We start from the raw sequence: 13,173 nt of genomic DNA on the forward strand, positions 1-13,173 counted from the left end.
ATTCCTTGTTCGCGACTGCGTCGCGCCCCGGAATGACGGGTGGAGAGACCGCATCACGCCCCCGGCAGATCGAGAATGCGCTTGGCGACGATGCCGAGCATCACCTCCGAGGTGCCGCCCTCGATCGAGTTGGCCTTGGTGCGCAGCCAGGCGCGCGGGCGGGCGCCGCCCCGGGAGCGGTCGCTTTCCCATTCCAGCGCGTCAATGCCGCCGGCCGACATCAGGATCTCGTAGCGGCGCTTGTTGAGCTCGGTGCCGTAATATTTCATCGCCGACGAGAACGCCGGATGCGACTGCCCGGCCTTGGCGAGATCGACCGCGCGCTCGGCGGCGGCGGCGAGCGCGGCCTCATCGACCTCGAAATTCGCGATCTGACTGCGCAGCTGCGCGTCGTCGAGCCTGCCTTGCGCGTCCGCACCGACCGAGTCGGCTGCGATCTGGCCGAGCGGACGGCCGACGCCGCGCTCACCCATGCCCGAGATCATCGCGCGCTCGTGCTGCAAGAGATATTTCGCGACATCCCAGCCTCGATTGACGGTGCCGACGACATGCGACTTCGGCACGCGGACATTGTCGAAGAAGGTTTCGCAGAACGGCGAGTAGCCCGAGATCAGCAGGATCGGTTTTGTCGAGACACCCTTCGAAGTCATGTCGAAGAGAATGAAGCTGATGCCGTCATGCTTCTTGGCCGCGGGATCGGTGCGCACCAGGCAGAAGATCCAGTCGGCGTAGTTCGCGTAGGAGGTCCAGATCTTCTGGCCGTTGATGATGTAGTCGTCGCCGTCGCTGACAGCGCGGGTCTGCAGCGAGGCGAGGTCGGAGCCGGCGTTCGGCTCGGAATAGCCCTGGCACCAGCGGATCAAGCCCGCGGTGATCTTCGGCAGATGCTCCTTCTTCTGCTCCTCGGTGCCGTATTTCAAAAGCGCCGGTCCGAGCATCGAGATGCCGAACGAGGTCAGCGGCTGACGCGCGCCGATCGCGGCCATCTCCTGGCGCACGATCTTGGCCTCCTCGCCGTCGAGGCCGCCGCCGCCATATTCCTTCGGCCAATGCGGCACGGTCCAGTCCTTGTCGCGCATCCGCTCGAACCAGACCCACTGCGCTTCGGAGGAGAATTTCGCGTTGCGGCCACCCCAGAAGGTGTCGCCATCCGAGGTCATCGGCTTGCGCATGTCCGCCGGGCAGTTCTGGCCCAGCCAGGCGCGGGTCTCGGCGCGGAATTTCTCAAGGTCAGCCATGGTGCGTTTCCAGTCAATTCGACGAATTGGATTCGACCTTAGACCTACGCCGCCGCCGAATTCAATATGCCTCGCGGCCGCGTTATGCTCTGGCGTCGCTACTCAGCTTGCGCGATCGGGTGTATCGCCGGGATGGGGTAACGATTGAAAAACAAGAGGAAACGGACATGCGGCTGAAACTGCTTTCGCCTAGCGAAATGAACGCCGCCCAGAAAGAAACCTACGACGAGTCGATCGCCGGCAAGCGCGGCGCGCCACCGGCCCCGATGATGGCCTGGCTCAACAGCCCGGAGATGGCGCGGCACGCCACACGGCTCGGCGAGGTGCTGCGCTTCGACACGGTCTTTCCGCCCAAGTTGTCGGAGATCGCGATCCTGGTCACCGCGCGGCACTGGACCGCGCATTACGAGTGGTATGCCCACAAGCGCCTCGCACTGAAGGGCGGCCTCGATCCGAAGATCATCGAGGACATCCGCGTGCGCCGGACGCCGACTTTCGACGATCCCAAGGCCAGGGTGATCTACGACGTGGCCAAGGCGCTGCATGAAGGTCACGGCCTGCCGAAAGCACTGTATGACGAGGCGATCGAGGTGCTGAGCCAGCGCGGACTGGTCGAGGTGATCGGCCTGTGCGGCTACTACACCATGGTGTCGATGACGCTGAACACGTTCGAGTTCCAGCTGCCCGGCGGCGAGCTGTCGGAGCTCTGCTAGATCAGGCGGACCGGAGCGCCTTTCGGAAACGCTGGGTTTCCGGATGGATCGCTCCGGCCGCGGCAAATCCGGATTATATCAGGCGGGCGAAGCCTTGCCCCTGAAGTCTCGCCCCTGAAGTCTTGCCCCTGACGGCAAGGCACTGTTGCCAACGGAGCCAAGCCATGCCGGAAAATCCCCCCATCGTCGCGGGCACGCGGATCGGGCATGTCCACCTCAAGGTGGCCGATCTCGAGCGCGCGCTCGGCTTCTATTGCGGGGTGCTCGGCTTCGAGCTGCAGCAGCGCATGGGCGCCGACGCAGCCTTCATCTCGGCCGGCGGCTATCACCACCACATCGGCCTCAACACCTGGGAGAGCAAGGACGGCCGCCCGCCGCCGCCCGGCACCACCGGCCTTTTCCACACCGCCATCCTCTATCCGACCCGCCCCGCGCTCGCCGACGCGCTGCACCGGGTGATCTCGGCCGGCATCCAGCTCGACGGCGCCAGCGACCACGGCGTCAGCCAGGCGCTCTATTTGCGCGATCCCGACGAGAACGGCGTGGAGCTATATTGGGACCGGCCCGAAGCCGAATGGCCCCGCGGCGCCGACGGCAAGCTCTCGATGTTCACGCGGCGGCTGGATCTGGAGGATCTCTTGAAGCAGCGCGCGGCGTAATTCCGCAACGCGGAAGGAATTCGTAGCCCGGATGCAGCGCAGCGAAATCCGGGGTTCGCTGCATGAGGCGATACTGCTCCCGGATTGCGCTGCGCTCCATCCGGGCTACCTGTTCTTCATCATGATCGTCGTCGCGGCGATCAGCTCCAGCCCGATACAGCCATAGAACGGCAACGTGTAGCTGCCGGAGAGGTCGTGCAGCAGCCCGACCACGCCGGGGCCGAAGGCGTAGGTGATCTGATTGATCGCGGTTATCAGGCTGACCAGCACGCCGAATGCGCGCGGATCGAATTCGCGCTGCGCGATCAGCGCCGGCAGCGTGATCAGATTGCCGACCGAGAAGCCGAACAGCGCGCAGGCGGCGATCTGCACCAAATCATTGTGCACGTTGATGATGAGCGCGAGCGCGATCGCCTGGCTGACAAAGGACAGCGCCGACGCCAGCCGCTGGTTGAGCCGGTCGATCACGAAGGAAAACGAGACGCGGCCGACCACGGCCATTGCGGTCAATAGCGCCATCGCCACCGTCGCGCGCTCGCGGCCGATCACCTGATCGAGATAGGCGATCAGATGAACGATAAAGCCGACCTGGGCAAACAGCACCAGCGCAAAGGCGATCGAGACCGTGAGGAAGCGGACGTCGCGCAGCGCATTGCCGCGCACCTGGCTCGCCGACGGCGCATCGGCGCCCGCCGACGTCACCGCGTGCAGATGCACCGGCGGCTGGCCGACGAAGATCAGGATGACCGGCACCATCACTACGACAAGCAGCCCAGCTGCCGCGATCATCGCGCCGGAGAAGCCGAACGCGCCGATCCCGGCAACCAGCAGCGGCACGCCGACGATGCCGCCGAAGCTGGCGCCGTTCAGCGCCAGGCTGATCGCCATGCCGCGCTTCTTGTCGAACCACAGGCCGAGCGTGTTGGTGATGATGCCGAGGCTGGTGCCGGCCCAGCCGAACGCCAGCAGCGCGTCGGCGAGATAGAGCTGCCAGGGCGCGCGCACCTCGCCGATCGCGACCGCCGCGACCGCCATCGCCAAGGTGCCGGCGATCAGGCAGCTGCGCGCGCCGAACGCCTTGATCGCCTCGCTGACGAAGGCAACCAGCGCGGCGCCGAACAGATAGAAGAAGGTGGTGCCCGACGAGATCAGCGACGCCGGCCAGCCGTGCAGCCGCTGCAGTTCGGCGACATAGACGCTCTGGCCGTAGAAGCCCAATCCCCAGCCGAAGGTCGCAAGCAGGAAGCAGACCACGACGATGCGCCAGCCCTCATAACCGAGTGAGGATTCGTCTGCTTGCGTGGGCGAGGATGCGTCCATTTCTTGCTCTTGCTTCTCACATCGTCAGGGCCGGATTGATCCGTTCTCACGATGTAAGGAGCCGTGCAAGCCGGTCATTTCGAAACGGATCGAAGTGTCAGCATCTGGCAGCAGGAAGCTCTTTTGGGCATGCTCTTCCGGAAAACCAGCGCCACACTTTTCCGGAACTTGCCTAGATGCTCGGGTCCGGGATTTCTTCCACCGCACGCAATTTCGCCCGCCGCCTGGCGAACGACGCCAGCGACAGCACGGCAAGCCCGAGCAGCACCGGCGGAAACACCACCATGTTGACCGCGTTCCAGCCATAATGCGCGAGCAGCTGGCCGGACGAGAACGAGCCGACCGCCATCATGCCGAACACCAGGAAATCGTTGAACGCCTGCACCTTGTTGCGTTCCTGCGGCCGGTGCGTTTCCAGCACCAGCGCGGAGGCGCCGACGAACGCAAAATTCCAACCGATCCCGAGCACGAACAGCGTCGCCCAGAAGTGCGGCGCGGTGATGCCGGACAGCCCGATCATCGCGGCGACCGCCTCGAGCACGAGCCCGAGCGCGACGATGCGAGGCGCGCCGAAGCGAGCGATCAGCGAGCCGGTGAAGAAGCTCGGGCCGTACATCGCCACGATGTGCCACTGGATGCCGAAATTGGAATCGCTGACCGTGAGCCCGCACATCTTCATGGCGAGCGGCGCCGAGGTCATCACCAGGTTCATCATCGGATAGGCGATCACGCCGCACAGCGCTGCGGCAATGAAGCGCGGTTGTTTGGCGATCTCGAGCAGGGGGCGACCACCATGCAGGTCCGCTGCCGCGGGCTTCGGCGCGTCGACGCCCGACAGCACCGCCATCGCCACCAGCGCGACCAGCGCCTGCATCACGAACGAGAATGCGAACAAATAGGGGGGCCAGATGTCCATGGTCCATTGCACGAGCTGCGGCCCGAGCACGCCGGCGAACACACCGCCGGCCATCACCCAGGACACCGCCTTGGGCCGGAACGCGACGCTGGCGCCATCGGCCGCCGCGAAGCGATAGGACTGTGCGACGGCGCCGTAGAGCCCGCCGAGGAAGGTCGCGCCGCAGAACAGCCAGAACGATGAATGCAGGATCGCCCAGGCGCCGAGCGCGCCGGTGAGCGTCCCGCAGAAGGTGCCGACGATGAAGGCGACGCGCCGTCCATAGGCCCGCGAGATCGCGCCGGTCGGCAGCGTGCCGGCGGCAAGGCCGAGCACATACATCGAGAGCGGCACGGTGGCGAGCGAGACGTTCGGCGCCAGTGTCGCGCCGACGATCGAGCCGGTGGCGAAGATCACGGCCGAGTTGGCGCCGGTCAGCGCCTGCGCCGCCGCAAGCCGCCACACATTGCTGCGCGCCCGCGCGTCGTCGCTCGTCTCATCCGCAGCTGTCACGTCGATCATCGGCATTCCCGCACTGAAGCCCCGGCGGGAGCCTCCAATCGCCGGCACTATGGAGAGCGGGTCGAGGCCGAGCAACCGGCGCAAACGGACGTAGGCCATGCGGGAGGCGCACGAGGGTAGCAGCGCCTTTCGAAATAAAGAGCAGCTAGCACCCTATCTCGTCATTCCGGGGCTCGCGAAGCGAGAGCCCGGAATCCATTCATCCACGAAGCGTGCGGAGCAATGGATTCCGGGCTCGCGCCAAGAGGCGCGCCCCGGAATGACGAGTGGAGCGGGCGTCCCTCACCGCGCCGACTTCTTGCCCGGCCGCTTCTCGGCGCGCAGCGCGCCGGTCTTGTGGACCTTGGAGCGCGGCGCGATCGGGGCGCCGCGCGGATAGCCGCCCGGCCATTCGAGCGCGAGTGAGCTTGCAAAGCCGAAGAAGCTCGAACGGCTCATGCCGAGCTCGGCCGCACGCTTGTCGATCCGCGCGATCAGGCTTTTCGGCAGATAGACATTGACGCGTTCGGACGGATCCGGCGGATCGACGCCGACCATGAAGAAAGCGGCGACGTCCGAGCCCTTCGGCGGCACGATGCGTTCGATCGGCGTCGGCTCCGGCAGTGCCTTGCCCTGCTCGACCCAACCGTCGACCGCCTGTGCCAGCGCCTGCTCGGCGCGCTCGATCGCCTCCTCCTGCGATCGCCCCGCGGCGACGCAGCCGGGAAAATCCGGAAACCACGCCCCGAACGCGCCGCGCGGCCCGCGCTCCAGCACGGCCGGATAGAGCCGTCTCTTCATTCTGGCCTCCGTCGTTGACGTATGCTATTTCACACACCTCGGTGTGTCAAATCGCACAACAACGTAGGGCGGGGTAGCGTCAGCGTAACCCGCCGATGCTCTCTCCGGAGATCGCAAGACGGTGGATTACGCTTCGCTGATCCCCCTACGATCTACGATCGCACGAACATCAGGATCATGTTGTTGGCCGGCATCTCGAAGCTGCCGCCAAGCTTCAACCCGACACGCTCAGCAAGCGCCTCGAGATCGGCGATGTCGCGCACGCCCCATTCGGCATCGCGCTCGCGCAACGACGTATCGAACACCGCATTGCTGAGCGCGGTGTGCTTGCCGTCGCGCTTGAACGGGCCGTAGAGGAACAGCCGGCCGTCGGCGCGCAGATGCCTGGAGGCGCCGGCGAACAGCCCCTCGGCGACGCGCCACGGCGCGATGTGGATGACATTGGCGCAGAAGATCGCGAGCAGTTTGTCCGGACCGTTGCCGTCCGAGGGCGCCGGCGACCAGTCCGGATCGGACAGATCGATCGACTGCGGCGGCTGGATGTTGGCAAGCCCGGCATGCGCGCGCCAGGCCTCGATGCTGCGCAGATGCGCGGCATGGAGATCGCTCGGCCACCAGATGATCTCGGGCGTCTGGCCGGCGAAATAGACGACATGCTGGCCGGTGCCGCTGCCGGCCTCCAGCACGGCGCCGGATTGGCCTGAGAGGTAATTCTTCAGCACCGCCCAAATCGGCTGGTGATTGCGATGGAATGCCGCCGCGTCGAGCCGCCCGTCCGCCTCGACGGGCCTGCCGTCCTTGCCGAACTCCACCACAAACTCCGCCACTACGCTTCTCCTCACGCCTCGACCGGTTGTGAACCGTGCACATGCCAACGGCAAGAGCGGAACCAGCGCAACATGCTGCTTACCCGTCATCCTGAGGAGCCCGCGCTTGCGGGCGTCTCGAAGGATGCACGGCCACAGTCGGGCCGTCGACCCTTCGAGACGGCAGCCATGCGGCCTCTTCAGGGTGACGGAGATTTCCTGCCCAAGCACATTGCCCCCGTCGCAACACGCCTATTCTCCGTGTTGCCAGCCGATGGCCTTTGTGCTTTCCACTATTAATATTGCGATGGGATCATCGAGATTGAAGCCCGGGAAACGTCTTTGATCGCCACTTTCTTCAAGCCAGCCTTCGCCCTGGCGCTGCTGGCAGGCATTGCCATGGCCGCGCCCGCGGGGGCCCAATCCGCCGCCGAGGGCCAGAAGCTCGCCTTCGACCGCGGCAAGGGCAACTGCCTGACCTGCCATGTCATCAAGGGCGGCGACCTGCCCGGCACGATCGGCCCCGAGCTGACCGGCCTGAAGGCGAAGTACAGCCGCGACGAGCTGATCGCGATCGTGACCGACGAGACCAAGCGCAACCCGCAGACTGTGATGCCGCCATTCGGCCGAAACCGGATTTTGAGCGAGAAGGAAATCAGCGCGGTGGTGGACTTCCTGCAGACCCTGTGATGCCGCACCGCGTGAGGAGAGTTTTTCGATGAACATCACGACCAGCGAATTTTCCGGAACGCGCCGCCTGTTGCTGAAGGGCGCGGGCGTCGCTGCACTGATCGGCCTCGGCGTCATTCCGTTCGACGTGCCGCAGGCGCTCGCCGCCGCCAACGACAAATATCCGGAAGAGGCGTTCAAGCAGAAGAACGAGGCCGACGCGATCAAGGCGCTCTACGGCAAGACCGCCGAGCCGTCGGACAAGGTCAAGATGGACGCGCCGGAGATCGCCGAGAACGGCGCCGTGGTGCCGATCTCCGCCACCACGACGCTATCAGACGTCACCTCGATCTCGTTCCTGGTGAGCGAGAACCCGATCTCGCTGATCGCCTCCTACAAGATCCCGGCCGGCACGCTGCCGAGCGTCGCCAACCGCATCAAGATGGCCAAGACCAGCAACGTCACCGTGATCGTCGAGGCCGGCGGCAAGCTCTACAGCGCGAGCAAGGAAATCAAGGTCACCGTCGGCGGCTGCGGCGGCTGAGTCAATCAAGGGATAAATCAGATGGCATCGAGCATTCGCGTGCGCGCCACCTCAAACGGCGACACCACCGAGGTGCAGGCGCTGATCCAGCATCCGATGGATTCCGGCTTCGTCAAGGACGCCAAGGGCGAGATCATCCCGCCGCATTTCATCCAGGTGCTGACCTTCGAATACGACGGCAAGCCGGTGTTCGTCGCCGACTGGGGCGGCGGCGTGTCGAAGGACCCTTACGTCAAGTTCGCCTTCAAGGGCGGCAAGAAGGGCGACGATCTGAAGGTTAGCTGGGTCGACAACAAGGGCGCGACCGACACCACCACGGCGAAGATTCAATGATGCGGCGCCTCGCAATCCGCGCAGCAACGGCCATGCTCGCACTCGGCGTGCTGGCTTGCGCACCGGCGCGTGCGGCCGACAGCGTCGACCCTGCGGCCGACAAGGCCGTGTTCCAGAAATTCTTCACTACCAAATTCCCCAAGCTGAAGCTCGAGGATTTCGTCAACGGTCCCTATTCGATGAATGAGGACCTGCACAAGCAGTGGGAAGAGAAGGAACAGTTTCCGCCCTACGAGTTCTCGCTCGAGGCCGGCAAGGAGATGTTCTCGACGCCGTTCAAGAACGGCAAGACCTACGCCGACTGCTTCCCGAACAAGGGTATCGGCATCCGCCAGAACTATCCCTATTTCGACGAGAAGGAAGGCAAGGTCGTCACGCTGGAGCTCGCGCTCAACCGTTGCCGCGAGGCCAATGGCGAGGCGCCGTTCTCCTATGTGAAGGACGATATGGCGGCGCTGACCGCCTACATGGCCTTCACCTCGCGCGGCAAGCCGATGGACATCAAGATCCCGAACGATCCGCGCGCGCTGGAGGCCTATCAGAAGGGCAAGGAGTATTTCTACACCCGCCGCGGCCAGCTCAATTTCTCCTGCGCCACCTGCCACATCCAGAGCCCGGGCGAGCGGATCCGCGCCGAGGTGCTGGCACCGGCGCTCGGCATCCTGAATGCGATGCCGATCTACCGCTCGGAATGGTCGGGCATGGGCACCACCAGCCGCCGCTTCACCACCTGCAACAGCCAGATCCGCGGCGTGCCGCTCAATCCGCAGGACGACGAGTACCGCAACCTCGAATACTATCTGTCCTATGTCAGCAATGGGCTGCCGATCTCGGGTCCGGGAGCACGGCCATGAAGGCGATTTTCGCCGCCTCCGCCCTGCTGATCGCAACTGCGACCACGGCGCTCGCCGCCTCCGAGGCCGACTACAAGGCGGCCTATGCCGCGGCCGAAGCCGCCAACAAGGAAGCAGGCCTGCTGCGCAACCAGTGGACCACGACCGCCTCGACACTCGCCGCCGCAAAAAAGGCCGGCGAGGCTGGTGATTTCGACACCGCCGTCGCCCAGGCCAAGGAGGCCGAGGCGCTGGCAAAGGCATCGATCTTCCAGGCTACCAGCGAAAAGGAACGCTGGAAGGACATGGAAGTTCGTTAAGGGCGCGCTGGCCAGGGGCCGCGCGGAGAGAGTGATGATCATCCGTCGCCGGGATTTCTTGAGAGGCTCAGTCGCCGCGACGCTTGTGGCCGGCCTGCCCCGCCTCGCGCGCGGCGCTGATACCGCGAGCGTCTACGACCTCGAACGCTTCGGCAACGCCCGCATCCTGCACATGACCGACACCCATGCGCAGCTGAAGCCGGTGTTCTTCCGCGAATCCAGCGTCAATATCGGCGTCGGCGCGATGGCCGGCCAGCCGCCGCACCTGGTCGGCAAGGCGTTCCTCGACCGCTTCGGCATCCGGCCCGACAGCGCCGACGCCTATGCCTTTACCTGCGTCGAGTTCGAGAAGGCCGCCGGCCGCTTCGGCCGCCTCGGCGGCTTCGCCCATCTGAAGACGCTGGTCGACAAGCTGCGCGCCGATGTCGGCGACAAGCGCGCGATCCTGCTCGACGGCGGCGACCTCTGGCAGGGCACGGGCCTCGCCAAGGCCATGAACGGCGCCGATATGGTGGAGGCCGCCAATCTGCTTGGCATCGAGGCGATGACCGGGCATTGGGAATTCACCTATGGCGAGCAGGTGCTGCGCGACAATCTCTCTCGCTTCAAGGGCGAGTTCCTGGCGCAGAACGTGTTCCTGACCGAGGAAGCCGCGTTCAACGACGCCAAGGCGTTCGATCCGGCCTCGGGGCGGGTGTTCAAGCCGTCGATCATCAAAGAGATCGGCGGCCATCGCATAGCGATCATCGGCCAGGCCTTCCCCTATGTGCCGATCGCCCATCCCAAGCGCTTCACGCCGGACTGGAAGTTCGGCATCCGCGACGACGAGCTGCAAAAGCTCGTCGATGGCCACCGCAACAACGACAAGGTCGAAGCGGTGGTCCTGCTGTCGCATAACGGCATGGATGTCGACCTCAAGCTCGCGAGCCGCGTCACCGGCATCGACGTCATCCTCGGCGGCCATACCCATGACGCGATCCCGATCCCGATCACGGTGACCAATGCCGGCGGCGTCACGCTGGTCACCAATGCCGGCTCCAACGGCAAGTTCATCGGCGTGCTCGATCTCGATCTCGCCAAGGGCAAGGTCGCCAATGTCCGCTACCGCCTGCTGCCTGTGTTCGCCGAGCTGTTGAAGCCCGATCCCGCGATGCAGGCACTGATCGACAAGATGCGCGACCCGCATGTCGACGAATGGAGCGACAAGCTCGGCACCGCCGATCGCCTGCTTTACCGCCGCGGTAATTTCTCCGGCACCGTCGACCAGCTGATCTGCGATGCGCTGCTCAACGAGCTCAATGCCGAGATCGCGCTGTCGCCCGGCTTCCGCTGGGGCCTTACCACGCTCGCGAGCCAGCCGATTACCATGGAAGACGTGCTGTCGGAGACCGCGATCACCTATCCCGAGACCTACGTCGTTGGCATGACCGGCAGCCAGATCAAGGATGTGCTGGAAGACGTCTGCGACAATCTGTTCAACGCCGATCCCTATTATCAGCAGGGCGGCGACATGGTCCGCGTCGGCGGCCTCGCCTACACCTGCACGCCCGCCGAGAGCGTCGGCAAGCGCATCTCCGAGCTGAAGCTCGGCAACGGCAAGCATCTCGAAGCCGGCAAGCATTACAAGGTCGCAGGCTGGGCCTCGGTCAACCAGCAGAATGGCGTGCCGATCTGGGATGTGGTGGCCAGACATCTGCGGGCCGGCCGGCCGCCGAACCGCGACGAGCCCGGCGTGACGCTGAAAGGCGTCGACGACAATCTGGGCATTGCGAGGCACGGATGATACGGCGCGCGCTCATCGCGGCCTTTGGCCTTGCGGCGATCGCACTTGCAACGCCGCTCGCCCGTGCCCAGCTCGCCCCGTTGCAGGACAAGCCGTTCGCCGAGCACAAGGTCGTGCTGCAGCTCTCCGACAACGACCCGAAGAAGCAGGGCCTCGTCCTCAGCGTCGCCAACAACCTGATGAAGCACTACGACCCCGACAAGGTCGCGGTCGAGATCGTCGCCTTCGGCCCCGGCATCGAGCTGCTCAAGCCCGACAACCCGAACCGCAAGCTGGTCGAGAGCCTGGTCGCGCAGGGCGCGCGGGTCGACATCTGCCTCAACACCGTCGACACCATCGAGCGCGACTCCGGCAAGCGGCCGGACTACATCGCCGCCGCAACCCCCGTGCAGGTCGGTGTCGCGCAGATTTTGCTATTGACCGAGAACGGCTACACGCTGGTGAGGCCGTAATTCCTCGCCGCCCCATTCGCACAACAACCGTCATCTTGAGGGCCCGCGCAGCGGGCGTCTCGAAGGATGCACGGCCCTCATGCTTCAACGCGCATTTTCCGGCCATCGCCCCTTCGAGACGCCGCTGCGCGGCCCTCAGAGGTGAGGGGTCATTTCTGTTCAGGGATGGATTTGCTTTGAATGGACCCTCTCTATGAAATAATATCCTCTCCACGACTCGTCCCGGAGAATAGGTAAGCCGTCATGATCTTTCGCCAGCTCTTCGACAGCGTGTCCGGCACCTACAGCTATCTGCTCGCCAGCCGCGCCGGCGGCGAGGCGCTGATCCTCGATCCGGTGCTGGAGAAGGCCGACCGCTACTGCAGGCTGCTAAGGGAACTCGACCTCCGGCTGGTCAAGGCCGTCGATACCCATCTGCACGCCGATCACGTCACCGGCCTCGGCGAGCTGCGCGACCGCACCCAGTGCATCACCATCATGGGCGAGCAGAGCAAGGCCGACGTGGTCTCGATGCGCGTTGCCGACGGCGACAAAGTAACGATCGAGGGCCTTTGCCTGGAGGCGATGTACACGCCCGGCCACACCGACGATTCCTACAGCTATCTGATGGGCGACCGCGTGTTCACCGGTGACACGCTGCTGATCCGCGGCACCGGCCGCACCGATTTCCAGAACGGTAGCGCGCGGGCGCAGTACGATTCGATCTTCAACCGCCTGCTCAAGCTGCCCGAGGAGACGATGGTGTTCCCCGCGCATGACTACAAGGGCGACACCGTCTCCACCATCGGCGAGGAGAAGCGCTACAATCCGCGGCTGCAGGTCAAATCGATCGACGACTATGTCGAGCTGATGAACAACCTCAATCTGCCGAACCCGAAGCTGATGGATGTCGTGGTGCCCGCCAACATGCATGTCGGCCTGCACCAGGACGAACTCGCAAAAGAAGGTCTCTCGCTCAACGCGCGCGATGCGATCGCAAGCCTCGGCCGGCCCGATGTCCTGTTGGTCGATTTGCGCGAAACAGCTGAGCGCGCCAAGCACGGCACGCTCGCCGGCGCGCTGCATGCGCCCTATCCGGGAATCGGCGCCGGCCTGCTGCCCGGCGGCATGCTGCGCGAAGTGGCGGCCGCGACCGGCCGCCGCGTCGTGTTCTTCTGCGCATTCGGCGAGCGCTCGGCGATGGCGGTGGCCGCCGCGAAGAAGGCGGGGCTAGCCAACACCGCGCATATCGAGGGTGGCATCGACGCCTGGAAGAAGGCCGGCGGGCCAGTCGTGATGGGATAGTCGAGCCAACTGCGCGCGTATG

At 65.0% G+C, this 13,173-nt stretch carries 15 protein-coding genes; 10 read left to right on the forward strand and 5 right to left on the reverse strand.

Annotation, left to right across the window (positions count from 1 at the left end):
• Positions 1-53: 53 nt before the first annotated feature.
• Entirely contained in the window at positions 54-1,238 is a 1,185-nt protein-coding gene (locus tag ACVINW_RS08855; protein WP_456750932.1) for an acyl-CoA dehydrogenase family protein, read from the reverse strand.
• A 167-nt stretch (positions 1,239-1,405) separates the two neighbouring features.
• Between ACVINW_RS08855 and ACVINW_RS08860 the strand changes: the two genes are divergently transcribed.
• Together ACVINW_RS08860 and ACVINW_RS08865 are read left to right on the forward strand one after the other, a co-directional pair.
• Positions 1,406-1,951 carry a carboxymuconolactone decarboxylase family protein gene (locus ACVINW_RS08860; RefSeq protein WP_456750933.1) on the forward strand — a complete coding sequence of 182 codons (546 nt, stop codon included), beginning with the start codon at positions 1,406-1,408 and terminating at the stop codon, positions 1,949-1,951.
• 164 nt (positions 1,952-2,115) lie between these two features.
• Positions 2,116-2,610, forward strand: coding sequence for a VOC family protein (locus ACVINW_RS08865; protein WP_456750934.1), 495 nt, complete (start codon positions 2,116-2,118; stop codon positions 2,608-2,610).
• A gap of 105 nt (positions 2,611-2,715) precedes the next feature.
• Here ACVINW_RS08865 and ACVINW_RS08870 read toward each other — a convergent pair whose 3' ends face one another.
• The 4 genes from ACVINW_RS08870 to ACVINW_RS08885 form a co-directional block, all read right to left on the reverse strand.
• Positions 2,716-3,930: an MFS transporter gene (locus tag ACVINW_RS08870; RefSeq protein WP_456750935.1), complete on the reverse strand. Its 1,215-nt coding sequence runs from the start codon at positions 3,928-3,930 to the stop codon at positions 2,716-2,718.
• 172 nt (positions 3,931-4,102) lie between these two features.
• Positions 4,103-5,347, reverse strand: coding sequence for an MFS transporter (locus tag ACVINW_RS08875; RefSeq protein ID WP_456750936.1), 1,245 nt, complete (start codon positions 5,345-5,347; stop codon positions 4,103-4,105).
• Between the two features lie 282 nt (positions 5,348-5,629).
• The gene (locus ACVINW_RS08880) at positions 5,630-6,127 is read right to left on the reverse strand and encodes a type II toxin-antitoxin system HicB family antitoxin (RefSeq protein ID WP_456750937.1); all 498 of its coding nucleotides are present in this window, start codon (positions 6,125-6,127) and stop codon (positions 5,630-5,632) included.
• 152 nt (positions 6,128-6,279) lie between these two features.
• Entirely contained in the window at positions 6,280-6,954 is a 675-nt protein-coding gene (locus ACVINW_RS08885; protein WP_456750938.1) for a DUF938 domain-containing protein, read from the reverse strand.
• A 378-nt stretch (positions 6,955-7,332) separates the two neighbouring features.
• Between ACVINW_RS08885 and soxX the strand changes: the two genes are divergently transcribed.
• The 8 genes from soxX to ACVINW_RS08925 all read left to right on the forward strand — a co-directional run bounded on the left by soxX (position 7,333) and on the right by ACVINW_RS08925 (position 13,151).
• Entirely contained in the window at positions 7,333-7,623 is a 291-nt protein-coding gene (soxX, locus tag ACVINW_RS08890; RefSeq protein WP_456756346.1) for a sulfur oxidation c-type cytochrome SoxX, read from the forward strand.
• A 28-nt stretch (positions 7,624-7,651) separates the two neighbouring features.
• Positions 7,652-8,146, forward strand: a complete 495-nt coding sequence (gene soxY / locus ACVINW_RS08895; RefSeq protein ID WP_456750939.1) for a thiosulfate oxidation carrier protein SoxY — start codon at positions 7,652-7,654, stop codon at positions 8,144-8,146.
• Positions 8,147-8,167: 21 nt separating this feature from the next.
• A complete protein-coding gene (soxZ, locus tag ACVINW_RS08900) occupies positions 8,168-8,479 on the forward strand; it encodes a thiosulfate oxidation carrier complex protein SoxZ (RefSeq protein ID WP_050419904.1) in 312 nt (103 codons plus the stop codon).
• The gene (gene soxA / locus ACVINW_RS08905; protein WP_456750940.1) at positions 8,476-9,333 is read left to right on the forward strand and encodes a sulfur oxidation c-type cytochrome SoxA; all 858 of its coding nucleotides are present in this window, start codon (positions 8,476-8,478) and stop codon (positions 9,331-9,333) included. Before soxZ ends, soxA begins: the two co-directional genes overlap by 4 nt.
• Complete coding sequence (locus ACVINW_RS08910; protein WP_456750941.1) at positions 9,330-9,632, forward strand: hypothetical protein; 303 nt, start codon at positions 9,330-9,332, stop codon at positions 9,630-9,632. The genes soxA and ACVINW_RS08910 overlap by 4 nt, the downstream gene beginning before the upstream one ends.
• 34 nt (positions 9,633-9,666) lie before the next feature.
• Positions 9,667-11,415, forward strand: coding sequence for a thiosulfohydrolase SoxB (soxB, locus tag ACVINW_RS08915; protein ID WP_456750942.1), 1,749 nt, complete (start codon positions 9,667-9,669; stop codon positions 11,413-11,415).
• Positions 11,412-11,867, forward strand: coding sequence for a DsrE family protein (locus tag ACVINW_RS08920; RefSeq protein ID WP_456750943.1), 456 nt, complete (start codon positions 11,412-11,414; stop codon positions 11,865-11,867). Before soxB ends, ACVINW_RS08920 begins: the two co-directional genes overlap by 4 nt.
• Positions 11,868-12,110: 243 nt before the next feature.
• Positions 12,111-13,151 carry an MBL fold metallo-hydrolase gene (locus ACVINW_RS08925; protein ID WP_456750944.1) on the forward strand — a complete coding sequence of 347 codons (1,041 nt, stop codon included), beginning with the start codon at positions 12,111-12,113 and terminating at the stop codon, positions 13,149-13,151.
• Positions 13,152-13,173 lie beyond the last annotated feature (22 nt).

This window comes from Bradyrhizobium sp. USDA 4461, from assembly GCF_054055655.1.